At 62.5% G+C, this 26,630-nt stretch carries 23 protein-coding genes; 10 read left to right on the forward strand and 13 right to left on the reverse strand.

The features are described from left to right. Nucleotides 1-62: 62 nt before the first annotated feature. From JF545_RS12480 to JF545_RS12490, 3 genes are all read right to left on the reverse strand, one after another. Entirely contained in the window at nucleotides 63-1,034 is a 972-nt protein-coding gene (locus JF545_RS12480) for a sugar kinase (RefSeq protein WP_206942508.1), read from the reverse strand. Beyond that, the gene (locus JF545_RS12485) at nucleotides 1,031-2,077 is read right to left on the reverse strand and encodes a LacI family DNA-binding transcriptional regulator (protein WP_206942509.1); all 1,047 of its coding nucleotides are present in this window, start codon (nucleotides 2,075-2,077) and stop codon (nucleotides 1,031-1,033) included. The genes JF545_RS12480 and JF545_RS12485 overlap by 4 nt, the downstream gene beginning before the upstream one ends. A 380-nt stretch (nucleotides 2,078-2,457) precedes the next feature. After that, nucleotides 2,458-3,150: an HAD family hydrolase gene (locus tag JF545_RS12490; RefSeq protein WP_206942510.1), complete on the reverse strand. Its 693-nt coding sequence runs from the start codon at nucleotides 3,148-3,150 to the stop codon at nucleotides 2,458-2,460. A 282-nt stretch (nucleotides 3,151-3,432) separates the two neighbouring features. On the opposite strand from JF545_RS12490, the gene JF545_RS12495 reads away from it, so the two are divergent. Both JF545_RS12495 and JF545_RS12500 read left to right on the forward strand, forming a co-directional pair. Beyond that, entirely contained in the window at nucleotides 3,433-3,714 is a 282-nt protein-coding gene (locus tag JF545_RS12495) for a DUF4235 domain-containing protein (protein ID WP_206942512.1), read from the forward strand. Between the two features lie 618 nt (nucleotides 3,715-4,332). Beyond that, nucleotides 4,333-5,418, forward strand: coding sequence for a hypothetical protein (locus JF545_RS12500; RefSeq protein WP_206942513.1), 1,086 nt, complete (start codon nucleotides 4,333-4,335; stop codon nucleotides 5,416-5,418). Between the two features lie 148 nt (nucleotides 5,419-5,566). Here the strand turns inward: JF545_RS12500 and fba are convergent, their stop codons facing one another. The 5 genes from fba to JF545_RS12525 form a co-directional block, all read right to left on the reverse strand. Further along, the gene (gene fba / locus JF545_RS12505) at nucleotides 5,567-6,631 is read right to left on the reverse strand and encodes a class II fructose-bisphosphate aldolase (protein WP_206942515.1); all 1,065 of its coding nucleotides are present in this window, start codon (nucleotides 6,629-6,631) and stop codon (nucleotides 5,567-5,569) included. A 66-nt stretch (nucleotides 6,632-6,697) separates the two neighbouring features. Beyond that, nucleotides 6,698-7,876, reverse strand: a complete 1,179-nt coding sequence (locus JF545_RS12510) for a phosphoglycerate kinase (RefSeq protein WP_206942517.1) — start codon at nucleotides 7,874-7,876, stop codon at nucleotides 6,698-6,700. Nucleotides 7,877-7,946: 70 nt separating this feature from the next. Further along, on the reverse strand, nucleotides 7,947-8,972 hold the full coding sequence (locus JF545_RS12515; RefSeq protein WP_206942519.1) for a type I glyceraldehyde-3-phosphate dehydrogenase: 1,026 nt from the start codon (nucleotides 8,970-8,972) through the stop codon (nucleotides 7,947-7,949). A 114-nt stretch (nucleotides 8,973-9,086) separates the two neighbouring features. Further along, entirely contained in the window at nucleotides 9,087-9,803 is a 717-nt protein-coding gene (locus tag JF545_RS12520) for an LrgB family protein (RefSeq protein ID WP_206942521.1), read from the reverse strand. Continuing rightward, entirely contained in the window at nucleotides 9,800-10,189 is a 390-nt protein-coding gene (locus JF545_RS12525) for a CidA/LrgA family protein (protein WP_206942523.1), read from the reverse strand. The genes JF545_RS12520 and JF545_RS12525 overlap by 4 nt, the downstream gene beginning before the upstream one ends. Before the next feature lie 177 nt (nucleotides 10,190-10,366). Between JF545_RS12525 and JF545_RS12530 the strand changes: the two genes are divergently transcribed. Then, nucleotides 10,367-11,419 (forward strand): class I fructose-bisphosphate aldolase, encoded by a 1,053-nt coding sequence (locus JF545_RS12530; RefSeq protein WP_206942525.1) that lies wholly within the window; start codon nucleotides 10,367-10,369, stop codon nucleotides 11,417-11,419. 236 nt (nucleotides 11,420-11,655) lie between these two features. Here JF545_RS12530 and tkt read toward each other — a convergent pair whose 3' ends face one another. Further along, on the reverse strand, nucleotides 11,656-13,647 hold the full coding sequence (gene tkt, locus JF545_RS12535; RefSeq protein WP_206942526.1) for a transketolase: 1,992 nt from the start codon (nucleotides 13,645-13,647) through the stop codon (nucleotides 11,656-11,658). Between the two features lie 368 nt (nucleotides 13,648-14,015). Here tkt and metK point away from each other — a divergent pair, with 368 nt between their 5' ends. The 5 genes from metK to JF545_RS12555 all read left to right on the forward strand — a co-directional run bounded on the left by metK (nucleotide 14,016) and on the right by JF545_RS12555 (nucleotide 19,337). Then, a complete protein-coding gene (gene metK / locus JF545_RS12540) occupies nucleotides 14,016-15,236 on the forward strand; it encodes a methionine adenosyltransferase (RefSeq protein ID WP_206942528.1) in 1,221 nt (406 codons plus the stop codon). 617 nt (nucleotides 15,237-15,853) lie between these two features. After that, complete coding sequence (locus JF545_RS12545; protein ID WP_206942530.1) at nucleotides 15,854-16,075, forward strand: hypothetical protein; 222 nt, start codon at nucleotides 15,854-15,856, stop codon at nucleotides 16,073-16,075. After that, a complete protein-coding gene (locus JF545_RS20085; RefSeq protein ID WP_261315831.1) occupies nucleotides 16,072-16,194 on the forward strand; it encodes a hypothetical protein in 123 nt (40 codons plus the stop codon). The genes JF545_RS12545 and JF545_RS20085 overlap by 4 nt, the downstream gene beginning before the upstream one ends. Nucleotides 16,195-16,446: 252 nt before the next feature. After that, on the forward strand, nucleotides 16,447-18,444 hold the full coding sequence (gene ligB / locus JF545_RS12550; protein ID WP_206942532.1) for an NAD-dependent DNA ligase LigB: 1,998 nt from the start codon (nucleotides 16,447-16,449) through the stop codon (nucleotides 18,442-18,444). Between the two features lie 89 nt (nucleotides 18,445-18,533). After that, nucleotides 18,534-19,337, forward strand: coding sequence for a UDP-2,3-diacylglucosamine diphosphatase (locus JF545_RS12555; RefSeq protein ID WP_206942534.1), 804 nt, complete (start codon nucleotides 18,534-18,536; stop codon nucleotides 19,335-19,337). 100 nt (nucleotides 19,338-19,437) lie between these two features. Here the strand turns inward: JF545_RS12555 and JF545_RS12560 are convergent, their stop codons facing one another. Beyond that, entirely contained in the window at nucleotides 19,438-20,022 is a 585-nt protein-coding gene (locus JF545_RS12560) for a TetR/AcrR family transcriptional regulator (RefSeq protein ID WP_206942535.1), read from the reverse strand. 137 nt (nucleotides 20,023-20,159) lie between these two features. Here JF545_RS12560 and JF545_RS12565 point away from each other — a divergent pair, with 137 nt between their 5' ends. Next, complete coding sequence (locus JF545_RS12565; protein WP_206942536.1) at nucleotides 20,160-20,825, forward strand: glutathione S-transferase family protein; 666 nt, start codon at nucleotides 20,160-20,162, stop codon at nucleotides 20,823-20,825. On the opposite strand, the gene JF545_RS12570 is transcribed toward JF545_RS12565, so the two are convergent. Further along, on the reverse strand, nucleotides 20,822-21,757 hold the full coding sequence (locus JF545_RS12570) for an AEC family transporter (RefSeq protein WP_206942537.1): 936 nt from the start codon (nucleotides 21,755-21,757) through the stop codon (nucleotides 20,822-20,824). The genes JF545_RS12565 and JF545_RS12570 overlap by 4 nt on opposite strands. A 260-nt stretch (nucleotides 21,758-22,017) precedes the next feature. On the opposite strand from JF545_RS12570, the gene metF reads away from it, so the two are divergent. Further along, the gene (gene metF / locus JF545_RS12575; RefSeq protein WP_206942538.1) at nucleotides 22,018-22,863 is read left to right on the forward strand and encodes a methylenetetrahydrofolate reductase [NAD(P)H]; all 846 of its coding nucleotides are present in this window, start codon (nucleotides 22,018-22,020) and stop codon (nucleotides 22,861-22,863) included. A gap of 210 nt (nucleotides 22,864-23,073) precedes the next feature. Here metF and JF545_RS12580 read toward each other — a convergent pair whose 3' ends face one another. Together JF545_RS12580 and JF545_RS12585 are read right to left on the reverse strand one after the other, a co-directional pair. Continuing rightward, nucleotides 23,074-25,260, reverse strand: coding sequence for a TRAP transporter permease (locus JF545_RS12580; RefSeq protein ID WP_206942539.1), 2,187 nt, complete (start codon nucleotides 25,258-25,260; stop codon nucleotides 23,074-23,076). A 72-nt stretch (nucleotides 25,261-25,332) separates the two neighbouring features. Then, the gene (locus tag JF545_RS12585; protein ID WP_206942540.1) at nucleotides 25,333-26,325 is read right to left on the reverse strand and encodes a TAXI family TRAP transporter solute-binding subunit; all 993 of its coding nucleotides are present in this window, start codon (nucleotides 26,323-26,325) and stop codon (nucleotides 25,333-25,335) included. Nucleotides 26,326-26,630: the final 305 nt, after the last annotated feature.

Below are 26,630 nucleotides of genomic sequence, written 5' to 3' on the forward strand. Positions count from 1 at the left end.
TCGGATCGTGGCTGCCAGTGGGGGTGTTGCCGCGAGGATGTCCCTGGCGGCAACGCCACGGCTCAGGCAGGCAGCGCGGCTTCCAGCTGGCCCAGCCGAGCACGACTCGGCAAGCCTTCCATGTCGCCCAGGACTTGCACCTGCGCGGCACCGATCAGGTTGGCGCGCTTGAGCGCCTCACGGGGGGCCAGGCCGTCCAGCATGGCGCTGACGAAACCTACCGCGAAGCCGTCGCCAGCACCGACCGTATCCACCACCTTGGCGACCGGCACGCCGGGTACGGTGAAAGCCTCATCCTGACCTGTGAGACGGCCGCGGTAGAAACTGCCTTCAGGCCCCAGCTTGATCACCACCGCCTCGGCACCCTGGTCCAGGTAGAAGCCTGCGATGTCATGGGCCGTGTCTTGGCCGGTCAACAACCTGCCCTCGGCAAGGCCAGGCAAGACCCAGTTGGCATGGGCAGCAAGCTCATTGAGGGTGGTGCGCATCTGCTGCTCGCTGGCCCACAGGGTGGGGCGGAGGTTGGGGTCGAACGATACGCTGACCCCGTGCTGGCGGGCCTGGCCCAGTAGATGGCGCGATAGCTCCAGACAACTCGCCGATACGGCGGGCGTGATGCCGGTTGCATGGAGGTGCCGCAGCGATGGAATGTCGATCTGGGCTGCGTCCGCCACCGACATCTGGCTGGCGGCGCTGTTCTTGCGCAGGTACTCGACCTTCGGGTCGGCGCCTCCCTCGGCGCGTTCCTTGAACACCAGGCCGGTGGCATGGACCGGGTCGGTGGTCAGATAGCGGCAGTCGAGACCTTCTTTTTCCAGCGTCGAGCGCAGATAGCGACCAAAGCTGTCGTTGCCGACACGACTCATCCAGCCGACGTTGAACCCCAGTCTCGACAGGCCGATGGCGACGTTGGTATCGGCCCCCGCGCAGCCGCGTGAGAAGCGTTCGACGTCGGCCAGATCGCCAGGCACGTCGGCAACGAACAGGGCCATGGCCTCGCCGAAGGAAAGAATGTCGGGAGTATCGTGGTTCATGATGGAATCTCGGGTGATGAAGAGGTGGCCAGTGGCCGCTGGGTCGATCCTCTCGGAACAAGGGTAGGGGCGAACATGTGGCGACGCGCTGCCGTCGCCTGATGGCTGCTGCGCTGCTTCAGACAGTCAACAGCAGCCTGGCCGATCAGGTCGGTAGGCTGCTCCAGCGTGGTGATGCCGGGATCGGTCAGGTCGCACCACTCTAGCTCGTCGATACCCATCAACCCGATCTCTCCCAGGGGGTAGCCGAGGTATTTCATCCGTCGTGCCACGGCCAGGGTGACCTGGCCGTTGGCACAGAGAACGGCGCAGGACGGATGAGGGTGATCCACATGACGGGCAAGCGCCGCGTCCAGCGCCTGGTGGTCTTTCAGCTCGAGCGCCAGCGTCTGTGCATCAAGAGCGCGTGCACGACATTGCGTCTCAAAGCGCTCCAGGCGGGCCTGGCGTGAGCTCGCCTGAGCTGGGGGCTCAGACACAAACAGCAGACGGGTGTAGCCCTGCTCTACCAGGTGGTCGATGGCCATATCGATGGCGGTGGCGTTATCCAGGCCCACCTCATCGACATCGACTCCCTTGAGCGAACGGTCCAGCAGCACCATCGGAGTTCCGCTCGCCGCCAGCTGTGCGAGCGCATCGCTGTGGCGGCCCGCCGCATTCACCACCAGCCCTTCGATACGATAGGAGGACAGTAACGCCAGCTGCTGGCGCTCCTGATCAAGGTCGTTGTCGCTGTTGCATAGCATGAGCGACAGCCCGGCCTGTCGGCAGGCCTTTTCCACGCCGTGCATGATGGCGACGGAGTACGGATTGTGGATATCGGCAACCAGCATGCCGATCAAGCCTGAGGGACCTCCTTTGAGTCCTCTGGCCATGGGGTTCGGTTGATAGCCCAAGGCCGTTGCCGCCGCCACGATACGCTCCTGCATGGCCGTAGACAGGCGCTCGCGCTCACCGCTGTAGTAGCGGGACACACTGGTCTTGGAGACCCCGGCTTCGCGGGCAACTTCCAGAATCGTGGCGCGGTGTTGTCGTTGGTTCATGCTCTGGCAGAGTCTCAGGCGGGGTTGATGGCGCGAAAAAGATATGGGTTCAAGAGGTATCCATGGCGGCGGCGTCACGCCACTCTGGGTCAAAATGGGAACGTTCCCATATGGTGCAAAGCTTAGGCGTCAAGGCGGGCGTCGGGCAAGGCGTCAGGGCTTAGACAAAGGTCGGGTGTGACGCGCATCAATGAAAAGGCCCGGCAGCAAGCCGGGCCATGAAAAGCAGAAGTGAGCGAGCTTAGGGCAGCGCTGAAGTCATCAGCCGAGCGGCCCAAGGCGACCGCCGCGCAGATCCGAAGCCTATGCGGTATAGCTGAGAAGTTCGAGCAGCACGCAACGCAGTGAATCGTGGTCGCAGGCCTTTATGCGGTGTTTTCTTAGCCGCTGGATATCATCGAGTGGCGGTTGCGGTCGCGCTGGAGGCGGCCGATGACGGTGGGCAGTTGAAACATGCTGGTGATCATGTGGGCGCCCTCAGGGGTCTCCTCTGCATCGGCAAAGCGATTGAGGTGTATCACCGTCATGCCGGCGGCTAGGGCCGCCTGGACACCAACGATGGCATCGTCGATGGCCACGCAGTCCTCGGCGGCGAAGCCCATGATGCTTGCCGCGTGAAGATACAGGCAGGGATCAGGCTTCCAGCAATTCGCGGTGTAGCCGCTGAAGAGCCGGTTGCCAAAGACCTCCGTCAAGCCGACGGTAGCCAGGGACGTGCGTACCTTGTTTTCAGGCCCATTCGAGACCACGCCCATGGAATAGCGGGATAACGCTGCCAGCGCCTCGGTGGCGCCGGCAATTGGCGTCAGGTCGGTGGCCAGGCGGCGGTTGAGGTTGGCACGCATGCTGGCTTCGAGAGACTCTAAATGGTCGGGGTCGACACGGCCATGCTGAGCCTCGAGCGCCGCTACGATATTGCGAAACCGCGCCCCGCGAAAATCGCCCATGTAATCTTCGGCCCTGAAGGGAAGGCCGGCTGCAGTCAGGCTGACGGCCATTTCTGCCGCCAGCAGTGGCTCGCTGTCTACCAGCGTGCCGTCACAGTCAAATAGAAGGCATAGAGGGCGGGGCATGGGAGCGACCTCGCGAGTCGTGCAATAGCGTTATCGAACAGTGTTGCAGATTTCCGCGGAGTCTGCCTGTGTTCGTAGGCGAAAACCATAATTTTTGAACACTGTTTTCTCACGCTGCGCATTGTGCACTATTGCGGTGCATGAATGACCGGTTTGAGGGGAGGGGGCGGTCTTGGCTATGCTGATTTGGCGTGATGTTCGACATCTCACATTCGGGGAAGGAGTACCCGTTTGATTTGCCCGCCAGTGAAGCGGGCATCGTCAACGTTCAAGGAGGTAAATGTGAAGGAAGAGACACTGTGGTCCATTGTCGGATCCGTCGCCGCGGTAGGGGCCAGCCTGATGTCGAGACAGGCAGCCGAGAAGACGTATCGCAAGGTGGTGGATGCCGAGCCGCCGGATAATCCAGAGCGGGACGACGTGCGCTGGCGAGACGCGCTGCTTTGGGGCGCTGCCACGGGAGTCCTGGTGGGCGTAGCGCGGGTAGTCGGGCGCAGCGCCGGCAACAAGGCCCTCGCTCAGCGCCAGCGCTCGCGGCACCGTCTGCCTCGACCCGGCAAGTAGACGTTTCGCGGGTGTGGCTGTGTGTCTGGCGCTCAGGGCGCCAGACACCTCTATGATGCCTGGCGGTGCCCCTCATGACGTGACCTTCCTCTGGGCCTGGCCCACCAGCTCCACCGCTTTCGCGCCGCGCATGCAAAAGCCTTGGGCGATGGCGGCTGCCCCAGCCCCAGCCCCAGCCCCAGCCCCAGCCCCAGCCCCAGCCCCAGCCCCAGCCCCAGCCCCAAGCCTCCCGGGGGGCGGATAACGCATCATCCGCAGAGACGTTCCCGGCGAACCCTTATTTTCCTGTCTCAGTAGCGCTTGCCCGGGTCGATGCCCCTGTCAGTCAATGGCCTCCCCTCCTGAGAGCCCTCGCTCGTCACTGCGCTGTAGTGCGCCATGTCTATCGCTTGGGCACAGCTATGTCTCAGGGGAAATGATGAGATGTGTTTCACTCGCGGAGAGCTCCAGCGTCCGACAAGAAGGGCGTGCCTTCGAGTTGCCCTGAACGAATGCGCCACCCGCCGTAGGGTCAAGATCGTGTCATGACCTAGACGGCTGGCACCGCGCGCTTCCCCGAGTGGACGAGATCATTTATCGACATGAGTAGAAAGACATGAGTAGACGAGGGCCGCGACGATGACGCCGCTTTGGAAGGCATACCGGTTCGTGCGCCGCGAAAAACGCACTGCCGAGGCGGCCTTGTCTCGGGAGGCGTTGATCGACGTGCTGGACCGTGCCCGGGACCGGGGAATCTCTCTGAACCCGCGACCCTCCGCCGGCATGACGGCGCTAGGCTTGCTGTGCTTGTTGCTCGGGACGTTGGGCTTTGTCATTACGCTGGCGGGGGGGCTTTCCTGGCCGTGGCTGTTGCCCCTGGCGGTGATCGGGGTGGCTCTGCTTGGGTTTGACTTCCATGCCACCGAAAATGTCGCCGCCTTTCTGCGTCAGCTGGTGCAGCGCGCGGCAGAGCTGGACTTTCGCCTGGCCGAGCCGGACGTGGATCTTGGCGCCATGCTGGCGACGCTGCGCGGCAAGATCACCGATTTTCAGCGGACATACTCAGACAATGGCGAGCTGCTCTATTGTCGCAAGGCGATCGATGAGCGTGTTGCGGGTGAGTACTGGGTTTACCGGTTTGCCTATGACGAGGGTACGGACAAGGACCGCCGCACCTACTATCGCAATGGTTTGATCTGCGATCTGCAACATGTCGCGGCGGTGGATCTTTGCAACCTGCGAGAGGGGAAATGGCGCCCGCTGCACCATGGCAGTACAGGTGAGGTGTGGGGAGAAGGTGACTTCGCCCGTTACTTCGTCGCCTGTACGGAAGAGAGCGAGGCACTGGCGGCGTTTCTCTCCGGCGATGTGATCGATACGCTGGTGCGGCTGGCGCGAAGCCTGCCGGACCTCAATGTGCAGGTGACACGGGATCACTTGCTGTGTCTGACCTGGTCGGGAGAAGACCCCTATGCGCGTCTGTTCGAGCCTGTCGCCGCCAATGGTCCGTCCCTGGCGCCCTTCACCGCCAGCCATGCACCGGGTGAGGATCCAGATGAAGTCTATCGGTCTCTGGAGCGCCGACTGCGTGCTCCGCGCCAGCTGACAGCGCTGGAGCCGGTGTTGGACGCCATTGCGGATATTCGTGCAGACCTGTCACTCGCCACGCACAGAGCGGACAGCAACATTCCTTTGAGGCGACGCCTGGAAGACGCTACCGACTAAGCCACAGGATGATGGCTGTGGGCTGCGGATCAGTAAGGTACCGTCTGCGCTCTGATGAGTCAGCGCCTGCCCCGCAGCCGATACTACAACGCCCTCGCCTCCTTGGGAGGCGAGGGCGTATCGATCCAGCGGGCTGCTCGCGGTGGTGTTACTTCACCTTGGGGTCCAGCTCTCCGCGGGCATAACGCTCGAACATGTCGTCCAGGCTGATCGGCTTGATCTTGCTGGCATTGCCGGCAGTGCCGAAGGCCTCATAGCGGGCGATGCAGATATCCTTCATGGCCGTCACGGTCAGCTTGAGGAACTTGCGCGGATCGAACTCTGCCGGGTTTTCAGCCAGGAAGCGGCGCACGGCACCCGTGGAGGCGAGACGCAGGTCGGTATCGATGTTGACCTTGCGCACACCGTGCTTGATGCCTTCGACAATTTCCTCAACCGGTACACCGTAGGTCTCGGGAATCGCCCCGCCGTGGGCGTTGATGACCTGGAGCCATTCCTGGGGCACGCTGGAAGAGCCATGCATGACCAGGTGGGTGTCCGGAATACGCTCGTGGATTTCCTTGATGCGCTGGATCGACAGCGTGTCGCCGGTCGGCGGGCGAGTGAACTTGTAGGCACCGTGGCTGGTGCCGATGGCGATTGCCAGGGCATCGACACCGGTGGACTTGACGAAGTCAGCCGCTTCTTCCGGATCCGTCAGCAGTTGGTCATGGCTGAGCTTGCCTTCCGCGCCGATACCGTCTTCTTCGCCGGCCATGCCGGTTTCCAGGCTGCCCAGGCAACCCAGCTCGCCTTCCACGGACACGCCGCAGGCATGGGCCATATCGACCGTACGGCGAGTGACGTCAACGTTGTAGGCGTAGTCGGTAGGCGTCTTGCCATCTTCGCCGAGTGAGCCGTCCATCATGACCGAAGAGAAACCGAGCTGGATGGAGCGTTGGCACACCGCAGGACTGGTGCCGTGATCCTGGTGCATGACCACCGGGATATGCGGAAACTCTTCAACCGCGGCGAGGATCAGGTGGCGCAGGAAGGGAGCGCCGGCGTATTTACGCGCCCCTGCGGAGGCCTGCAGGATGACCGGTGAGTCGGTGGCATCGGCCGCTTCCATGATGGCGCGGACTTGCTCAAGGTTGTTGACGTTGAAGGCCGGGACGCCGTAGCCGTGTTCGGCGGCGTGATCCAGCAGTTGGCGCATGCTGACGAGTGCCATGGAGATACCTGAATCTATTAGGGGTAAGGGGCGTGCCGCAGGCACGCCCATGACGTAATCGGGTTGTTAGGCGTCAGTGGCCTGACGTGCCGCTGCTTCCAAGGCAGCGACCGCGGGCAGTTCCTTGCCTTCGACATACTCAAGGAAAGCGCCGCCACCGGTAGAGATGTAGGACACCTGGTCGGCGATGCCGTACTTGTCGATGGCGGCCAGGGTGTCACCACCGCCGGCGATGGAAAAACCGTCGCTCTGGGCAATCGCGTGGGACAGGGCCTCGGTGCCACCGCCGAATTGGTCGATCTCGAACACGCCCACTGGGCCGTTCCACAGGATCGTGCCGGCGCTTTTCAGCATATCGCCCAGGCGCGCGGCGCTCTCTGGACCAATGTCCAGAATCATTTCATTGTCCGCAACCTGGTCGACTGGCTTGGTGACCGCCTCTGCCGAGTCGGAAAACTCGGTCGCCACGACCACATCGGTAGGCAGCGGGATCTCGACCTTGGCCATCAAGGCCTTGGCTTTGCCCACCAGGTCGGCTTCGTACAGCGATTTGCCGACGTTGTGTCCCGCCGCTGCGATGAAGGTATTGGCGATACCTCCGCCAACGATCAGTTGATCGCACTTCTCGGACAGGGCGTTGAGCACCTCAAGCTTGGTGGAAACCTTGGAGCCACCGACAATGGCCGTCATCGGCCGTCTGGGCGTGGCCAGGGCTTTCTCCAGGGCGTCGAGTTCGGCGGCGAGCAGCGGGCCGGCGCAGGCAGTGGGAGCAAAGCGTGCGACGCCGTGGGTCGAGGCCTGGGCGCGGTGGGCGGTGCCGAATGCATCCATCACGAACACGTCGCAGAGTGACGCATAGCGCTGGGCCAGGGCATCGTCGTCTTTTTTCTCACCCTTGTTGAAGCGCACGTTCTCGAGCAGTACGACGTCGCCGTCTTCCAGTTCCGGGGCCTGGTCCAGATAGTCGGTGACCAGTCGTACCGGACAGTCCAACAGGTCGCCCAGGTAGGCAGCCACCGGTGCAAGCGTGAACTCATCGGCGGGCTCACCTTCGGTGGGGCGCCCCAGGTGGCTCATCAGCAGGACCTTGGCGCCAGCATCCCGGGCGGCCTTGATCGTCGGCAGACTGGCGCGCAGTCGGGCATCACTGGTCACCTGACCATGCTTGACGGGTACGTTGAGGTCTTCACGAATCAGCACCCGCTGACCCTTGAGGTCGAGATCGGTCATCTTGCGCACGTTCATGTCGGCAGATCCTCGTCTGAACGGTCTGAGAGAGACATCGAGTAGGAAAGAATGGCCAGGGGAAGAGGCATCACGGTAACGCTCGGGGCAACTGGTTCAGGCGCGTGGCCACGTCGAGCATGCGGTTGGCGAAGCCCCATTCATTGTCGAACCAGCACAGCAGCTTCAGCAGGCGACCACCGGCCACCCGCGTCTGGGTGGCGTCTACGATACCGGAGCGCGGATCGTGGTTGAAGTCGATGGACGCCATGGGCTCCTCGGTGTACCCCAACAGGCCAGCAAGCCGGGAGTTGCTGGCCTCCTGCAGCAGGCGATTGACAGCCTGGGCCGAGGTATCGCGCTGCACACAGATCGACAGGTCCATGGCCGATACATTGATGGTCGGCACCCGCACATGCAGGCACTCGAAGCGCTCTGCCAGGTGCGGCATCAGGCGGTTGATCCCCCGCGCCAGGCCGGTATCCACCGGCACGATAGACTGCATGGCCGAGCGAGTCAGGCGCAGATCGGTCTGGTGGTAGGCATCGATCACGGGCTGGTCGTTCATGGCCGAGTGAATGGTGGTCGTGACACCGTGCTCGATGCCCAAGGCTTCATCCAGAATGGTCAGGATCGGCACCAGACAGTTGGTGGTGCACGATGCTGCCGAGATCACCCTGGCGGAGGCAGTCAGGTCGCTGTCATTGATGCCGGTGACGATGGTGGCGTCGACATCGCTCTCTGCGGGCTGTGAGAACAGCAGACGCCGGGCACCGGCAGCCAGATGTCGCTCGGCGGTAGCGCGGTCCTTGAAGCTGCCTGAGCACTCCAGCACCAGGTCGATATCCAGCGCTTTCCAGGGCAGTCGGTCGGGCTCTGCCTCTGACAGCACGCGGATGGGGTGCCCATTGATGAGCAGGTGGCCATCGCGGCTTTCCACACTGCCAGGAAAGCGACCATGGGTCGTATCGTAGCGAGTGAGGTAGGTAATGGTATCGAGGCCCGATAGCTCATTGATGGCGACCACTTCCAGGGAAGGGTCATTGCGCTCGATGAGGGCTCGCAGGACGCACTGGCCAATGCGACCGTAGCCATTGATGGCAATACGCTGGGCCATGGGGCTCGACACTCTCCTGAGTGGGATGGACACAGGCGCGAGAGTCTATCTCAAATCGGCCCCCACGTCGCGGCTACTGGCCGCTTGTGGCGTACCCTGAGGTAGTGAATCGTTTCAGCCAGCAAGGCCTGTCAGCTCCCAGGCCAATGGCATCAGCAAGGCCGTCAGTACGCCGGTCAAGGTCATGCCGAGCGATGCAAAGGCGCCGGCGGTGGGGCCCAGTTCAAAGGCACGCACCGTACCGATGGCATGGCCGTTGATACCCAGCGCCAGGCCCAGCAGACGCTGATCGGTGATCCTGAACACCTTGCCCAGCAAGCTGACACAGGCCGTTGCCGCGACGCCGGTGATCAGCAGGCCCCCCATCAAGATCGACACGGAGCCTCCCAGGCGCTCTGTCACCCCCATGGCAATAGGGGCGGTCACTGACTTGGGGGCCAGCGAGGCCAAAAGCTCCGGTGGCGCCCCCAGCGACCAGGCGATGGCCAGCGCATAGAAAGCGGCCAGCACCGTAGAGATGGGCAAGCACACCAGCAGTGGTTTCCACAGCGCGCGCACGTGGTGCATCTGCTGATAGAGCGGCACGGCCAAGGCGACGGTGGCGGGGCCCAGTAGGAGCATCAGCCACTGTGCTCCTTCGCGATAGTCCGCGTAGTCGATGGAGCCCCCTTTCAGCAAGGCAGCAAGCAGCAGCGAAGCCAGCAATACCGGGGGACACCATCCTGGCGAGCCCAGGCGTTTGAACAGGGCCATACCCGCGAGATAAGCGCCAATCGAAAGCACGATGGCCAGCATGGGCATGCTCAGGTAATCCGTGATGGACAGGCTCATGGGGTTTTCCTGAAGGGAGCAGACGGCGTGTCTTGGGGAAGCAGACGCTGCATCAGCCACAAGGTGCTGGCCACGCTAAGCAGGGTACCCAGCGTCAGCGCCAGGCCGACCGCCAGCCAGTAACCGGCCAGCTGGTCGAAGACCCAGAAGACGCCGACCACGCCGGGCATGATCAGCATCGCCAGCAGCATGATCAAAGGTTGTGCCGCCGCAGCAATGTCGGCGTGCATTCTGCCACGCGCCAGCAGGAAGCCCGTCATCAGCATCAACCCCACGACGCCGGGGGATAGTGGCAGCTGTCCGATGCCTGTTGCCAGGTCGCCAGCCAGCCAGAACAGGCAAAGCCACAGGAAACCTCGTAGAACCGATGTATTGAGCGCCGCCATATCATTCCTCAAGTGCGTCATGTCACTGACTGGGGCCAATGGAAATGAGCCATTGTGCCGATAACTGACACCCGGGTCAGCTTTGGGGGCTCTCGTTCGTGATGCTCTTCCGCTACCCTGTTGACGTTGACCTTTACCGACCGCCCGACGGATTCGGGCACGACAGGGAGATGCATGATGAGTGATATTGCCAGCTGGCTGGGCGCCGAGGCAGAGGATCTGTTGACGCACGAGTGTCGTGGAATTGCCAAGGAGCAGCTGCACCTGCCCGGTGCCGACTTTGTCGACCGCGTCATGATGGACTCCGATAGGACCCCGGCGGTGCTGCGGGGCATGCAGACGCTGTTCGATCACGGCCGGCTGGGCGGCACAGGATATCTGAGTATCCTGCCAGTGGATCAGGGGATCGAGCACTCCGCCGGGGCATCCTTTGCGCCCAACCCCATCTACTTTGATCCCGCCAACATTGTCGAATTGGCCATTGAAGGGGGCTGCAATGCCGTGGCCTCTACCCTTGGTGGTCTGTCGTCGGTCGCGCGTCGCTACGCTCATCGCATTCCGATGATGCTCAAGCTCAACCATAACGAGACGCTGACCTATCCCGCCCTGTACGACCAGACGCTGTTCGCTGAGGTCGACCAGGCCTTTGACATGGGCTGCGTAGCGGTCGGTGCGACGATCTACTTTGGCTCACCGGAAAGCCGTCGTCAGATCGAAGAGATCAGTGCCGCCTTTGAGCGTGCGCACGAGCTGGGAATGGTCACCGTGCTGTGGGCCTACCTGCGTAACCCGGGCTTCAAGCATGAGGGAACGGATTATCACGTTGCCTCAGACCTCACCAGCCAGGCGGTCCACCTGGCGGCAACGCTCAAGGCGGATATCGTCAAACAGAAGCTGCCTGAGAACAACGACGGCTACCGCAAGATCGGCTTTGGCAACACCCATGAAAAGGTCTACAGCGAGCTGACCAGCGATCACCCCATCGACCTGGCCCGTTATCAGGTGGCCAACGCCTACATGGGGCGTGCCGGGCTGATCAACTCCGGGGGCGCCTCGAGCGGGGAGGGGGACCTGACCCAGGCCGTGCGCACCGCTGTCATCAACAAGCGTGCCGGGGGCATGGGGCTGATATCCGGCCGCAAGGCGTTTCAGAAGCCGATGCGCGAGGGCGTTGCCCTGCTTAATGCGATTCAGGACGTCTATCTCGCCCCGGACGTGACAATCGCCTGACGGCGACTGGGACAAACCTGATATCAGGATCGAGCGGACCGGGTCAGAGCGCCTGTTCAGCGACTCAGGCCCGTCTCTCTCGCTGCCGTGAGTCAGCTCGGTGCGGTTCGACAAAAAAGGGGCACGGCGTTCGCCGTGCCCCTTTCATTTTTCGCTCACCACCAGTACGCGCCGTCAGCAGCCACACGCTGGGTGTGGAACCTGTAGCCGGACTGGCCGAGCTAAGCGCTGATGGCCTAGTCGAGCAAAGCCTTGGCGCGGGCCACCAGGTTGTCCACGGTGAAGCCGAAGTGCTTGAACAGATCGCCGGCAGGTGCCGATTCACCGAAGCTGGACATGCCGATGACGTCGCCGTCCAAGCCCACATACTTGGTCCAGTAGTCGCGGTGTCCCGCCTCGATGGCCAGGCGTGCACGCACATTGCGCGGCAGGACCGACTCTCGGTAGTCAGCGTCCTGGCTGTCGAACACATCGGTGGCCGGCATCGACACTACGCGCACCTGCTTGCCGTCGGCCTCAAGTGACTCGGCGGCTTGCATGGCCAGGGTCAGCTCGGAACCGGTGGCGATCAGGATCAGCTCAGGGGTGCCTTCACTGTCCTTCAACACGTAGCCGCCGCGCTGGATATTGGCCAGCTGGCTCTTGCTGCGGTCCTGGTGGGGCAGGTTCTGGCGTGACAGGACCAGCGCAGTGGGGCCGGCGCTGCGCTTGATGGCATGGGCCCAGGCTGCTGCCGTCTCGACCGCATCCGCAGGACGCCAGGTGCACAGGTTGGGGGTGGTGCGCAGGCTGGTCAGCTGCTCGATGGGCTGGTGGGTCGGTCCGTCTTCACCCAGGCCAATGGAGTCGTGGGTGTAGACGAAGATCGCCTGCTGGTTCATCAGCGCCGCCATGCGCACGGCATTGCGCATATATTCCATGAAGATCAGGAAGGTGGCACCGTAGGGAACGAAACCACCATGCAGCGCGATGCCGTTCATGATGGCGCCCATACCGAACTCACGCACCCCGTAGTGCAGGTAGTTGCCGCCAGGGGCTTCCGGGGTGATGGCTTCAGCGCCCTTCCAGAAGGTCAGGTTGGACGGTGCCAGGTCGGCGCTGCCGCCAAGCAATTCTGGCAGCTGAGGGCCAAGCTCGTTCAGACAGCCAAGGGACGCCTTGCGTGAGGCGATGGTGTCGCCTTTTTGCTGTGCCGCCTCAACCAGTGCTTCGCTGTTCAGTTCGCTAGGCAGCTCGCCCTTCTGACGCCGCAGGAATTCACGTGCTAGTTCCGGGTGTGCCTCCTGGTAGCGTTCGAAGCGTGCTTGCCAGTCCGCCTGGTGCTGCTTGCCGCGCTCGCAGGCATCCCAGCCCTGATACACCTCTTCGGGGATGTGGAACGGCGCATGGGGCCAGTCAAGCTGCTTGCGGGCTGCGGCGACTTCTTCCTCGCCCAACGCAGCGCCGTGACACTCTTCCTTGCCCTGCTTGTTCGGGGAGCCGAAACCGATGATGGTCTTGCAGATGATCAGGCTGGGACGATCATCCTGGGCGCGGGCCATCTCGATGGCCGCCTTGATCTCCTCGGGCTTGTGGCCGTCGACATTGGGCACCACGTGCCAGCCGTAGGCCTCGAAGCGCTTGGCAGTATCGTCGGTGAACCAGCCTTCGACCTCGCCGTCGATGGAGATACCGTTGTCGTCGTAGAAGGCGACCAGCTTGCCCAGCTTGTGAGTTCCGGCGAGGGACGCGACCTCGTGGGAGATGCCTTCCATCAGGCAGCCGTCACCCAGGAAGCAGTAGGTGTGATGATCGACGACCTCATGACCCGGACGGTTGAATTGCGCCGCGAGCGTGCGCTCCGCCATGGCCATGCCCACCGCGTTGGCCAGCCCCTGACCAAGCGGTCCAGTGGTGGTCTCGACGCCTGGCGCGTAGCCGTATTCCGGATGGCCGGCGGTCTTGGCGTGCAGTTGACGGAAGTTCTGCAGCTCTTCCAGGCCCAGGTCATAGCCGGACAGGTGTAACAGGGAGTAGAGCAGCATGGAGCCGTGGCCGTTGGACAACACGAAACGGTCGCGATCGGCCCACTTGGGATCGTCGGGGTTGTGGACGAGATAGTCGTTCCACAGTACCTCAGCGATATCGGCCATGCCCATCGGGGCTCCGGGGTGGCCGGAGTTGGCTTTCTGGACAGCATCCATGGAAAGGGCGCGAATGGCGTTGGCCAGTTCGAAACGGGACGGCATTGAGGGCTCCTCGCCTGGGGCAAAGTGTCAATCTGACGTTGGCGTGCCCGGTGTGGGCGGCGCAGCGGCGTCAAGGCTGAGCGCCGCCAGTCAAGCCCGCGGACAGCGAGGGCGAAGGGGCGGCGCAGATCGGTCGGGGACATATTGTCGCCGGAAAAGGGCGATCCATCAAATGCACGCAGCCTTGACCCTGGCCGTAGCGGCGGCCCGCAGGCAGCCGGATCGCTAGGAACAGAGCGGTCGAGCGTGTAGAATTCTGCTCCGCCAGGTCCGCGCGGAATCTGCACATTGCGCCCGCTCCAGCGGACGCTTCTGTTTCCACCTGCCAGGCCCGCCTGCCGATTATCCTACAGAGGGTCGAGGACGCCATGAGCGAATACTCCCTGTTTACCTCCGAGTCCGTGTCCGAAGGACACCCGGACAAGATTGCTGACCAGATTTCCGATGCCGTGCTCGATGCGCTCATCGCGCGGGACAAGAATGCCCGCGTGGCCTGCGAAACGCTGGTCAAGACTGGTGTCGCCATCGTGGCCGGTGAGATCACCACCTCCGCTTGGGTCGATCTCGAAGATCTGGTGCGCAAGGTGATCATGGATATTGGCTACACCTCCTCCGACGTAGGCTTCGACGGGGAAACCTGCGGGGTGATGAACCTGATCGGCAAGCAGAGTGTCGAGATCGCCCAAGGCGTGGATCGCGACAAGCCGGAGGATCAGGGGGCTGGCGATCAGGGCCTGATGTTCGGTTACGCCACCAACGAGACCGAGTCGTACATGCCGGCGCCGATTCATTACAGCCATCGTCTGGTCGAGCGTCAGGCCGAGCTGCGCAAGCAGGGCTTGCTGCCCTGGTTGCGTCCAGATGCCAAGAGCCAGCTGACCATGCGCTACGACGATACGGGCAAGCCCTGTGCCGTCGACGCGGTGGTGCTATCGACCCAGCATGATCCGGAGATCGATCAGGAACAGCTGCGTCAGATGGTGCAGCGCGAGATCATCGAACATGTGCTGCCGGCGGAGTGGCTGTCGGACAACACCCGCTACCACATCAATCCGACCGGCAAGTTCGTGATTGGTGGTCCGGTAGGAGACTGTGGACTGACCGGGCGCAAGATCATTGTGGACACCTACGGTGGCATGGCGCGCCATGGTGGCGGCGCCTTCTCCGGCAAGGACCCGTCCAAGGTCGACCGCAGCGCCGCCTATGCAGGCCGCTATGTGGCCAAGAACATCGTGGCAGCGGGGCTGGCAGAGCGCTGTGAGATTCAGGTGTCCTACGCGATCGGGGTGGCAGAGCCTACCTCTGTTTCCATCAATACCTTTGGTACAGGCCGTATCGACGATGAGCGTATCGTCGAGCTGGTGCGTGAACACTTCGACCTCCGCCCCAATGCGATTACCCGCATGCTCGACCTGCTGCACCCCATGTATCAGCTGACAGCGGCCTACGGCCACTTCGGCCGTGAACCCTTCGAGGCCAGCTATAGCTGGACCGATACCGAGGGCAAGACTCACACCGAGACCTTCACCGCCTTCCCGTGGGAGAAGGTGGATCGTGCCGATGCGCTGCGGAGTGCAGCAGGGCTGTAATGTGCCCGCTGGTGATAGATTGACGACACGCTAGCCTCCCGCCTGGTGTCCGTCATACCAAGACCCGCCCAGCCAAGCTGGGCGGGTCTTTTTTGTTCTGCCAGCGATCGGCAAGGGGCGATATCTCCAGGGTTGGGTGAATAGCTACTGACTGCGAAGAAGATGCTTACTTTCTTGCGTATTCATGTGAGCGTTTCTCCCCTTTTGTGACGACAAGATGGGGGGCAGAGTGTGATTTGGTCCCGGTTCTATTCCTTAGCAAGCATGTCCACAGTAGCCTTCGCAGCCGCCGACTAAACTGACCAGTATCCGGCCAGGTGCCAGCGTCCTCCAGGACAGAGGAACCGCCATCCAAGAGGCCCCGTCAGGCAAATGTGCTGCCTGGTTGCCCACAGCGATACGACAGGGGAATCGAACAAATGAGCCGATACCAGGAGCAGCAGAGGGTCGATACGCGCTATCCCCCAACAATGACATCATCAGTCACGTCATGGTCAGACACAGGTTCAGAGCCATGGTCAGACACATGTTCAGAGCCATGTGCAGCAAGGTCATCTCGCGAGCCTCAGGACGGCTGCCTGGAAGGCGATGCCTATCTGCAGTACCGCGAGTTGTTCTTGACCAAGCTGGCGCTTGAAGTCGCGGCGGCCTTGGCGACATTCCTGGTGACCGCCGCCGCCATCATGATGATGTTGTTGCAGCAGCAGGGCTTGCTCACGGCCGTCATCGTGATTGCCTTGAGTGTTCCAGCATTCGTGCTGGCGACCCAGCGGCTGTCGCGGCTTGCCGGCAATGTTGTCATGCCGACCCACCGGCCAGCCGGGGAGGCCTCGCTATGACGATCGCACAGCAGATATTGCTGGGTATCGCCATTGCGTCTCCGCTGCTGGGGTTGACGTGGTGGGCGGTAAAGCGGAGTGACCGGCACCTTCGGAGCCGCCAGCACGGCGACATCTGAGTCTGCGTGTAGCGCGGGGGCGATGGTGGGGCGGATGGTGGGGCGATAGTGGGACGGATGGTGGGGCGACAGTTCAGGACCTGCTGGTAAGGGCCACAGGTGACAAGGGCCAGCGAGTGCCTGTCTCGAATCCCTGTCTCTAAGCCCGGTCTCTATGCCCGGTCTCGGCATCTAGTCGCTGTCTGCAATAGCTGTCGTGAAGATGTCGTGCGAGCCAGCAGGTCTGGTGTTGGTGGCCACGGAGGGCCAGTGATGCGCAGCAAGGATATCAGCGTCATCGGCGCCGTCATCCCTAGGTGGCGCGCTCTGCTCCCATGGATACTACTGCTGTTGTGGTGGCCGCTGTCCGGCGCTGCCATGGCCCAATGTCCCTCGTGGTCCCACGCGATTGCCAGCGAGCAACTTGCCGAGAGAAAGCAGCGGCTCGATGCCTGGGAGCTTGCCTATCGGCAAGATGGTAGCTCACCGGTCAGTGACGATGTGTTCGACCAGGCCTGGCAGCGTTATCAGGAGTTAGGTGTCTGCTTTCCGCTCGCCGTTCCCGACGCTGCAGAGGCAGGCGCCTCGTTGTCTGTTGACGAGACGCTGTCTGTTGATGAGACGCTGTCTGACCAGCGGCTGGCACATCCGGTGGCTCATGGAGGCTTGCGCAAGGCCGAGGATATCCGCCAGGTGGAGCAGTGGCTGGATAGTGTATGCGCGGAGCCTCCGGCGACTGCCAGCGCCAGACTTGTTGCCAGCGAGGACCAGGCATTGTCTCGCGACCCGTTGTTTGACGCCGGTACCGTTGACGCTCTCTCGACTGCCGCCGCGGTGGAGTTGGCAACCTCGAGGGCGAGCGGCTGTACACGAGATATCTGGATACAGCCCAAGGTCGATGGCGTCGCGATGACGTTGATCTATCGGGACGGTCAGTTGGCGGGTCTTGTCAGCCGTGGCAACCGCCATGAAGGGCGTCGCTGGACTCACCACGCTGCCATGATAGACGCCATCCCCAAGCACCTACCTGACGCCTGGTCTGCATGGGCCAATGACGGCACCCTGGTGTTTCAGGGAGAGCTGTTCGAGCGACTGTCCCAGCACGTACAGCGGACCCAGGGTGGCAGCGGTGCGCGCAACCGGATCGCCGGATGGCTGGCGCGTGATGCGCTGACACAGGAACAGGGGCAGCGTATCGGAGTGTTCATCTGGGGTTGGCCAGCCGGGCCTGACGACATGGAAGATCGCCTCGCAGGCCTTGAGGCGCTGGGCCTAGGCCTGGTAGCTCAGTACAGCTATCTGGTGTCCATGCCATCTCAGGTTGCCGACTGGCGCGATCGCTGGCATCGCACGCCGTTGCCGTTCGCCACCGATGGGGTGGTGGTGAAACGCGGCCGGCGCCCTGGCGCAGCAACCTGGACGGACCAGCCGCCAACCTGGGCATTGGCATGGAAGTATCCGCCACGGGAAGCCCTGGCGGAGGTCGCCGGCATCGACTTCCGGATCGGGCGTAGTGGAAGGATCACTCCGGTGGCACGGCTGGTGCCGGTGACCATCGACGGGCGCACGCTGAGCCAGGTCAGTCTGGGTAGCTTGGAGCGCTGGCGCCAGTGGGACCTGCGCCCTGGGGACCAGGCCGTCATTCAGCTTGCTGGTTTGATCATTCCTCAGGTGAAGAGCGTTGCCTGGCGAGCCCCCCAACGTGCTCCACTGACGCTTCCAGACCCGGCGGACTATGACTTTCTCAGCTGCTGGCATCCCACGCCTGACTGCTACCAGCAGTTTCTGGCTCGCCTGGAGTGGTTGAGCGAAGCGGCGGCGCTGGATCTGGATGGCGTCGGTGAGGGTACCTGGCGGGCACTGCTGGAGTCGGGGTTGATCGATGACCTGCTCGCCTGGCAACGGCTGACGCCACAGCAGCTGGCCCAGGTCGATGGCATCGGGCCAGTGACCGCGCAGCGTCTGTTTGACGTTTTCTCCCGTACACCTGATCGCAGCTTCAGCCGCTGGATCCGGGCGCTAGGGGCTCCCGCGAGGGGGGATCTAGACGAGAGCGATAGCTGGAGCGGGCTGTTCGCAATGACGCAGCGGGACTGGCTGGCTCGTGAAGGGGTTGGAAGCGTGGGCGCGGCGCGCTGGCGCCGGTTTGTGATGCACCCGGAGGTGCAAGCGTTGGCGCAGCAGCTGGCGGGGGTCGGCGTGGCGGGATTCGCTGAGTCCCACCCGGTGGATGATGGCGCTACCGACGTGGCAGGCACATTGGCGCAGTAGTGCGCCCTGCGGTCATCGGATCGTCACGGCCACGCCACGCCGCTGTCACCAAGAAGAGACAGGCTTTAGGGCGTCACAGGAGGATGCTCATGGCCACGTCACTGACCGCCCGTACCCTGTTTGTTTCCGATCTTCACCTTGGCACTCGCGACTGTCAGGCAGCGCTGCTGTCGCGGTTACTGCGCCGAGCTCGCCCCGAACGCTTGTATCTGGTCGGAGATGTCATCGATCTGATCGCCATGCATCGACGCGCTGCGCTGCCTGCCGAACAGCAGCGGCTGGTAGGGCGCATCCTGCGCTTGGCCAAGGGCGGATGCGAGATCATCTATATTCCCGGAAATCATGACGCTGCGCTGCGCCAACTCTGTGGCTTGCGCATGCACAGGGTGCGTATCGAGCGTCGTGCGATCCACGAAACCGCCGACGGGCGTCGTCTGCTGGTCAGTCACGGCGACGAGTTTGATACTCACGTACGCCTGGCCCCATGGTTGATGGCCTTGGGTGATGGCATGCATCAGTTCGTGCTTTCGCTTAACCGTTGGTGCAACAAGGCGCGCAGTCTGCTGGGCTTGCCGTACTGGTCACTGGCAGCCGCGGTGAAAGGCCGTATCGGTGCCGCGCAGCGGTACGTGCAACAGTTTGAGCAGGCCGCGATCCATCAGGCCAGCCGAGAAGGTCTGGATGGCTATGTGGGGGGGCATATCCACAAGGCCGGTTTTCGCGCCCAGAATGGCGTGCTGTACTGCAATGACGGTGATTGGGTAGAGCACTGCACGGCTCTCATTGAGCGTCCCGATGGCAGTTTGGCATTGATCGATTGGGAGGGGCGTGTGATCGAGGCCGAACCCGCGATGCCACGTGCCTGCCCCGAGGGTGCCCTGGCGGGAGCCTGAGAGGGATTGAGAAGGGCCGAGAAGGGCCGAGAAGGGCGGGCTGTTACCCGCCATCGAGAGGCACCCGTTCGCTTGCCCGGCCTGACTCAGCGTTCGTTGTTCAGGCCTCTTGGCCAACAGCGGCGCCGCGGCCGCCGGTTAGCTCGCTGGCCGTTGCCAGCGTTCTGCCGGCCTCCAGCAATTCCTCCGCCAGTCGTGGGTCATTGACCGTGCGTGCCATGGCCAGACTGCCGATCATCGCAATCATCTGACCGAGCGCGCGTTTTCGCGCGTCGCTGTCCATCTCTGAGGTCCCGAGAAAGCGCTCCAGAAAGCCTTCCAGCAGGGCGGTGTAGGTGGAGCGTACCTGCTCGTCGCGCTGTGCTACATCGCTGACCAGACAGGCCAGCGGACAGGCCACCTCGTCCTTGTCGAGGGACTGACTCAGATAGGCATCGATACGCGCTTCTCGACTTTCGAGCTGCTCGAGCTCAATGGCCCCACGTCTGGCCGCATGACGAATGGCATTGGCGTAGAGCGATGATTTGCTGTCGAAGTGGGCGTAAAAGGCACCCCGGGTCAGGCCGGCGTCGGCCATCACCTCGTCGATGCTGACGGCATCGTAGCCTCGTTGGGTAAAGCAGCGAGCCGCTGCATCGAGAATGCGATGGCGGGTCTCGCGCTTGCGTTCGTTGCTCCAGGGCATGGGCGGTATCCGGCGACAAAATATGTTGTTGAACATATGGTGCCAGCGGCCATGCTGCAAGACGAGTGAGTACGACTCACGCAGCAGACGTCGGCGACTGCCGGCGGTTCCGTGTCTGATAGATAGGGGAGGTTGGCATGGCAAGTGTTTATATAGTAGGTCCGTCGTTCTCGAACTTCGTGCGTAGCGTGATGCTGGTGTGTCATGAGAAGGGCATAGAGCACAGCGTTGGCCTTGAGGCCGATGGTATCTCCGTGGGGCTGCATACGCCCGAGCTGCTTGCACTCAACCCCTTCGACAAGATTCCGGTCTTGCTGCATGGCGAGCGGCGCCTCTATGAAAGTGTTGCCATCTGTCGTTATCTGGACGCCGCCTTTGAGGGCCCAGCGCTGCTGCCAACGGATATCTGGGAGCGTGCCGTGGTGGACCAGTGGTGCAGTGCATTGGCCACCCAGGTGGACCAGGCCATCGTCAGACGCTACTTGCTGGAATTGGTGTTCCCCAGGGGAGCCAATGGCCAGGTTCGTGCAGACAAACTGAGTGAAGCCACCCCGGACGCGCAGAAGATGCTGGGGATTATCGACGCACGGCTGGAGGGAAGAGACTATCTGGCGGGGAATGACTTCACTCTGGCGGATGCGCTGGCGGCCCCCATGCTGGATTACATGGTGGCCACGCCGCCTGCTCAGCCCCTGGTTGAGGCGGTCCCCCGCGTCCGCGCGTACGTGGAACGGCTAAGAGCGCGCCCCTCAGGCCAGGCGGTTCTGGTAGAACCCGTTTTTCCGGGTAGGACCTCGGGCTAGCTCAGTCCCACCAGTGCCAGCATGGCACTGAGATATAGCGGGATGACCAGGGGCGCAGCCAGGGTGGTGATGAGCACCGCCAGCGCGCCTTTTTCTGGGGCGATACCCAGCTCCATGGCCACCACCACCACGTTGGCGGCCATGGGCACGACGCCGACCAGCAACAACGCCAGCGCCATATCCCTAGTTAGCCCGATGGTCAGCTGAAGCAGCACAACGGCTATCAGCATCAGCACTGGCCAGAGGGCGTAGCGCACTGCCACACAGGCGCCAATGAAACGACCGTCCAGCGAGCGCGGCGATACGCGGCCCAGCGTCATACCGATGATCATCATGCCGAGCAGGGTGTAGGTGGCAGGAAACACCGCCATGGCATCGGTGACCTCGGCGGGTACGTGAATGCCAACGCCTTCCACCAGCAGCGCTGCCAGAAACGCGTAGACCAGTGGCAGTCGGACAATCTTGAGCAGGCTGTCGCGCACTGAGAAGCGCCCTCTGGCACTAAGGTAAAAGCCCACGGTGAACTCGTAGAGGGTGACGCCGAGAGCGCAGAACAGATACAGCGTGACGCCCGAGGGCGGCAGCAGCACCAGCGCTACAGGCAGGCCGAAGTAGCCGGTATTGCCGGTGCCCGCCGAGAAGGCAAGCACCGATCCCTCTTCATCTGGAAGCCAACGCTTGCCCAGTAGGTTGACGCCCATTGCCACCAGGCTTGCGATCACGAACAAGGCTGCTGTCAGCGCCAGGTAGGCGGGGGTGGGCCCACCCAGCACCAGGGCTCTGAAGAAGGTCAACGGGGCGATCAGGTAGACCAGCAGTGTCGCCACGGGGCGAGCATCCACTCTCAACATCCTGGCCGCCAGTACCCCTAATGCGACGAAGGCGAGCAGCGTCCATAGTGGGCCCATCAGTGAGCTGGGGTCGACAGCCATGAACATCATCCTTGAGTGAGTGGCGAAGCCAACATGATGCCCGTTGGCAGTGAGGGTGTCAGTAGACCATTGATGACGCCAGCCACAGGAGTCTTTAGAATTTATGGTTATCAATTTCTCTTTTTTTATATGAAAGAAATTGAAGTTCACTCGCGAAACTTTCATTGGTGGTCACGCGGTGGAGTCGTCACAATGGCGGACATCACATGATCGGGCACCCTGTGGCGGTGATCCGCCACTCGCGATAAGGACCACTGGCTATGAGCGCACAAGAGCACCCGTTGGGCATCAGCTTTGAATTTTTCCCTCCGAACACCGATGCCGGGCGGGAGAAATTGATGCGCAACAGGGATCTTCTGGCCGAGCGTAACCCGCGGTTCTTCTCAGTTACCTACGGCGCCGGCGGCTCGACGCAGAACCGTACCATCGCGACCGTCAATGCCGTGCGTGAGAGCGGTATCACCACTGCGCCGCACCTGTCGTGCATCGGCAGCGAGAAAGCCCAGCTGCGTGACCTGCTGACAGACTACAAGGCCCAGGGCATCAATAGCCTGGTGGCGCTACGCGGTGATCTGCCTTCGGGTATGGGGGGGATCGGTGAGCTGCGCTATGCCAATGAACTGGTAGAGTTCATCCGGCAGGAAACCGGGGATCACTTCGAGATCGCGGTGGCCGCCTATCCCGAGTCGCATCCTCAGGCCCCGAGCTTTGAGGCCGATCTCCAGAATTTTGCGCGCAAGATGAACGCCGGAGCGAACCTGGCGATTACTCAGTACTTCTTCACTGCGGACGCCTATTTCCATTTCGTCGAGCGCGCGCGCCAGCTGGGTGTGGAAGCGCCGATCATTCCCGGCATCATGCCGATCACCAACTACTCCAAGCTTGCGCGTTTTTCTGACGCCTGCGGGGCGGAAATTCCGCGCTGGATTCGCAAGCAGCTGGAAGCCTACGGTGACGATAGCGCGTCTATCGCGGCCTTTGGTGAAGAGGTGATCTCGCGCCTGGCACAGCGGCTGCTGGATGGCGGCGCTCCCGGCCTGCACTTCTACACCCTGAATCAGGCAGAGCCGACGCTGAAGATCGTTGATAATCTCGCCGGTCATTGACTGTCGGGTTGACCTTCGGCGCTCACATAACAACAACGCTGGACCCTTGGCCCGATGCGGGCCACCACGATAACAAGAACGAAGGCCTCGCCATTGGCGGGGCCTTCGTCGTTGGTGGGCCTCATGGCCCGCTCCGAGTGGCCAAAAGAACGCCCCGCCAGATGGCGGGGCGAGGGTTAGTTGACGTCACATCGGCGCACTGCGCGTGTATCAGCCAGTCGTGGCACTTCTGGCGCCACCGCCGCTGGCGCGCTGCATGAAGAACAGGCCGATGGCAATGGCAAGACCCGCCAGGTCGGTGACGATGCCGCCGTAGATCAGGCACAGGGCGCCCACCAGCATCACCAGGCGTTGCCAGGCCTTGACCGGACCAAAGAACCAGGCTTGCACGGTAGCTGCCAGCAGCACGATACCGATGGTCGCAGTGGTACCTACCCTGAGGATCTGCGCCCAGTCGCCTTCCATCAGCATGGCCGGGCTGTAGAAGAACATGAACGGCACGATGAAGGCCGCCAGGCCGATCTTGAACGAGGCCACCGAGGTCCCCATGGCGTTGTCACCGGAAATGCCTGCTGCGGCATAGGAAGCCAAGGCTACGGGCGGCGTAATGGCAGACACCACGGCGAAGTAGAACACGAAGAAGTGGGCGACCAGCGGCTGAATGCCGATATCGATCAGGCCGGGGGCGACCACCGATGCTGCCACCGCATAGGCCGCCGTGGTGGGCATGCCCATGCCCAGCAGGATCGAGATGCACATTGCAAAGAACAGCGCCAGCAGCTGACTGACGCCGGCCAATCCAAGCAGCAGGGAGGAGAAGCGAGCGCCCACACCGGTCAGCGCGATGACCCCGACGATGAGGCCGGCGCAGGCACACACCGCGATGATCTGGATCGACATGGTGCCGGCCAGGCTCAAGGCGCGAAGGATGGAGCGTATTCCCATCTTGTGCGGCGACAGCCAGCTGACGACAGCCGCGGAAGCGGTGGCCAGGGTGCCGGCACGGATCACCGAGTAGCCCATGAACAAGGCCACGATCAAGATGATGATCGGAGCAAACAGGTAGACCTGCTTGATCAGCGATGAGAACTGGGGAATTTCTTCCTTGCGCATGCCACGCATGCCCTTGCGGGCCGCCTCGAAGTCAACCATGAAGTAGACGGAGGCAAAGTACAGGATGGCAGGGATCAGCGCCGCGACCGCGATCTCGGTATAGGGAATCCCGGTGATCTCGGCCATGATAAAGGCCCCTGCACCCATGATCGGCGGCATGATCTGGCCGCCAGTAGAAGCAGCGGCTTCGATGGCGCCGGCACTTCGTGCGGGGTAGCCGACCTTCTTCATCAGCGGAATCGTAAGCGAGCCGGTGGATACCACGTTGCCGGCACTGGTGCCGTTGATCATGCCCATCAGGCCAGAGGCAAAGATCGAGACCTTGGCCGGGCCGCCGCGCGCACGACCGGCACCGGCGAAGGCAAAGTTGACGAAGTAGTCGCCGACCTTCGACGCCTGCAGGAAGGCGGCAAAGATGATGAACAGGATGATATAGGTCGATGACACGGCGGTCGTCGGCCCCAGAATGCCAGCATCGGTGTAGACCTGGCTGAAGAAACGTCCGAGTGACAGCCCGGGATAGCCGAGGAAGCCCGGCAGCCACGGGCCCATGAACACGTAGGCCAGGAAGATCGCCGAGATGACGACCAGGGCCAGACCGGCGACACGGCGGGTGAGCTCCAGGATCAGCAGCGAACCGGCGATGGCTGCCCAGCTGATACCCATGGGGGCAAATGAGGTGCCGGTCGAGGCGCGCAACGGACTGTTGAAGACCACCAGCAGGTAGCCTGCCACGGCGGCGGCACAGACCATCAGCACCACGTCAGCAAGCAACAGCTGATGACGCGCCTGGCGAGGAATCCATGACAGCGCGATGGCCCCCAGGGTGGCGATGATCAGGGGGGCGCCGTAGTGCCAGTTTTCGATGGCAGGATCGATGCGCATGGCGCCGCCTGCCATGGTCTGCTGCATCAGCACCGTCTGCAGCAATGCGTAGGCGGCAGGCACCAGCAGGACCAGAGCAATAATGCTGGCCCAGCGGGGGGCGCCGTCCTGGCCCTCCTCAACGAAGCGGGAGCCGGTATACAGGCCAAAGCCGAGGATCAGGGCGCCGGCGATATGGATAATGCGGAACGACCAGGTCTCGATGGGATAGATATTGAGGGAGACCAGGTGAAAGACGGTATAGGCCACGGCCAGAATGCCGAATAGCCACCACTTGCCGCCTTCGAACAGACGACGATTGGGTTCGACGGCTTCGTCGTCGACGCCCGAGGCGACGATGGGTTCGACCGGAGTGTCGGTCGCCTGCTCGTCGCGGGGAGAATCGGGGGTGTGAGTCATGGAGCGATACCTTGGGAAACGAACGACCGGCCAGTGCCCCGCCCGCAGCCTGGCTGCGGGCGGGTAATAGCGTTACTGCTTGACCAGAGACGGATCGATCTCGTAGCCGTTTTCTTCGTACCAGCGCGCGGCGCCGGGGTGGAACGGCAGCACGGTGTTGTACTGAATGTTGTCAGGGATGGTGGTGGCGGCACTGCGGTGCACGTCCAGCATCTTGTCGTTGTTTTCCATGGTTACCTTGGTGACCTCGTAGACGAAGTCTTCCGGCAGGTCACAGCCAGCGATGGCGAAGTTCCACATGGACACCGCACGGGCATCTTCCTCGAGGGTCGTGTAGGTGCTGGCCGGGATCTGGAAGGCCGAGACCGGGAAGGCCTCGAGGATCTGCTGCTGCTCTTCCTCGGTGAATTCGATGATGTTGACGTCCGTCTGCACTTCGAGCTGGCTGACCGCAGGGATCGGAATGCCGGCGGCAAAGGCAATCACGTCGAGCAGGCCGTCCTGCAGCTGACCGCCAAGGTCAGACCAGCCTCCGTTGCGGCGATCAAAGTTGACGCCCAGCTCTTCCAGAATGGCCGGGAAGTAGGTGTCGGAGGTGGAGGCTGCCGGGCCGAAGCCGATACGGGCGCCGTCGGGAATCTCGGAGATTGAGGTGATGCCGCTGTCGGACAGGGCGGTGATGGAGAACGGAGTCTCGTACATCGGGAACAGGGCGCAGACGTTGTCCATCTGGATGCCAGGGGCCAGCGGGCTCTTGCCGTTCACCGCGTCGGAAGCCGGACCCATGGTGGTCAGGCCGAAGGCGACATCGCCACCGTGTACCAGAGCCAGGTTCTGGGTCGGGCCGCCGGTGACTTCGCCGCCACCGGACAGACCGAGCTGGTCAGCGACCAGGTTGGCCCAGCCGGAGCCGTAGACGAAGTAGGTGCCGCCCTGGCTCGCGGTGCCAACGGTGAAGCTCTCAGGCCAGTCTTCGCGATCTGCCTGAGCAGCAGCGGAGACCAGCAGGGTGCCGGCAAACGTGGTGGCGAGGACGCCGGTGAGGAGGCGAGTGGAGGTGCTCATGCAATGTCTCCCAATGCGATGGACGTTGTGATTATGGGTCGTGATGACGGTGCTGCGATCTCAAGCGTAGTCAGAGATGACGAAATGAGATGGCAGTTGGCCGTCAGTCGGTCAACGCAATAAACATCGCAAGGGGTGTGCCTTTTTAATAAAAAGCTAATAAATTCAAGTTTTTATGGTTTTTTATTTAGACAATAGTCGAAAACGCTGTGACGCCTCATGTCCGATATCTCGCACGGATGGCCGAAGTGGGTGTGCGGAAATCCGCATGTTGGCCCAGGCAGGGCACGTCCTGGCGGCGTAGT

This window comes from Halomonas litopenaei, from assembly GCF_017303055.1.
In the GTDB taxonomy this organism is placed as follows: domain Bacteria; phylum Pseudomonadota; class Gammaproteobacteria; order Pseudomonadales; family Halomonadaceae; genus Halomonas; species Halomonas litopenaei_A.

Bases quoted from the DNA above. Each gene is read 5' to 3' on its own strand.
- JF545_RS12500 (WP_206942513.1), top strand. From the start codon at position 4,333: ATGACGCCGCTTTGGAAGGCATACCGGTTCGTGCGCCGCGAAAAACGC.
- JF545_RS12565 (WP_206942536.1), top strand. From the start codon at position 20,160: ATGGCAAGTGTTTATATAGTAGGTCCGTCGTTCTCGAACTTCGTGCGT.
- JF545_RS12585 (WP_206942540.1), bottom strand. From the start codon at position 26,325: ATGAGCACCTCCACTCGCCTCCTCACCGGCGTCCTCGCCACCACGTTT.
- metF (WP_206942538.1), top strand. From the start codon at position 22,018: ATGAGCGCACAAGAGCACCCGTTGGGCATCAGCTTTGAATTTTTCCCT.
- JF545_RS12525 (WP_206942523.1), bottom strand. From the start codon at position 10,189: ATGGCGGCGCTCAATACATCGGTTCTACGAGGTTTCCTGTGGCTTTGC.
- JF545_RS12520 (WP_206942521.1), bottom strand. From the start codon at position 9,803: ATGAGCCTGTCCATCACGGATTACCTGAGCATGCCCATGCTGGCCATC.
- metK (WP_206942528.1), top strand. From the start codon at position 14,016: ATGAGCGAATACTCCCTGTTTACCTCCGAGTCCGTGTCCGAAGGACAC.
- ligB (WP_206942532.1), top strand. From the start codon at position 16,447: ATGCGCAGCAAGGATATCAGCGTCATCGGCGCCGTCATCCCTAGGTGG.
- JF545_RS12530 (WP_206942525.1), top strand. From the start codon at position 10,367: ATGAGTGATATTGCCAGCTGGCTGGGCGCCGAGGCAGAGGATCTGTTG.
- JF545_RS20085 (WP_261315831.1), top strand. From the start codon at position 16,072: ATGACGATCGCACAGCAGATATTGCTGGGTATCGCCATTGCGTCTCCG.
- JF545_RS12580 (WP_206942539.1), bottom strand. From the start codon at position 25,260: ATGACTCACACCCCCGATTCTCCCCGCGACGAGCAGGCGACCGACACT.
- JF545_RS12485 (WP_206942509.1), bottom strand. From the start codon at position 2,077: ATGAACCAACGACAACACCGCGCCACGATTCTGGAAGTTGCCCGCGAA.
- JF545_RS12510 (WP_206942517.1), bottom strand. From the start codon at position 7,876: ATGAACGTGCGCAAGATGACCGATCTCGACCTCAAGGGTCAGCGGGTG.
- JF545_RS12490 (WP_206942510.1), bottom strand. From the start codon at position 3,150: ATGCCCCGCCCTCTATGCCTTCTATTTGACTGTGACGGCACGCTGGTA.
- JF545_RS12555 (WP_206942534.1), top strand. From the start codon at position 18,534: ATGGCCACGTCACTGACCGCCCGTACCCTGTTTGTTTCCGATCTTCAC.
- fba (WP_206942515.1), bottom strand. From the start codon at position 6,631: ATGGCACTCGTCAGCATGCGCCAACTGCTGGATCACGCCGCCGAACAC.
- JF545_RS12515 (WP_206942519.1), bottom strand. From the start codon at position 8,972: ATGGCCCAGCGTATTGCCATCAATGGCTACGGTCGCATTGGCCAGTGC.
- JF545_RS12560 (WP_206942535.1), bottom strand. From the start codon at position 20,022: ATGCCCTGGAGCAACGAACGCAAGCGCGAGACCCGCCATCGCATTCTC.
- JF545_RS12570 (WP_206942537.1), bottom strand. From the start codon at position 21,757: ATGGCTGTCGACCCCAGCTCACTGATGGGCCCACTATGGACGCTGCTC.
- JF545_RS12480 (WP_206942508.1), bottom strand. From the start codon at position 1,034: ATGAACCACGATACTCCCGACATTCTTTCCTTCGGCGAGGCCATGGCC.
- tkt (WP_206942526.1), bottom strand. From the start codon at position 13,647: ATGCCGTCCCGTTTCGAACTGGCCAACGCCATTCGCGCCCTTTCCATG.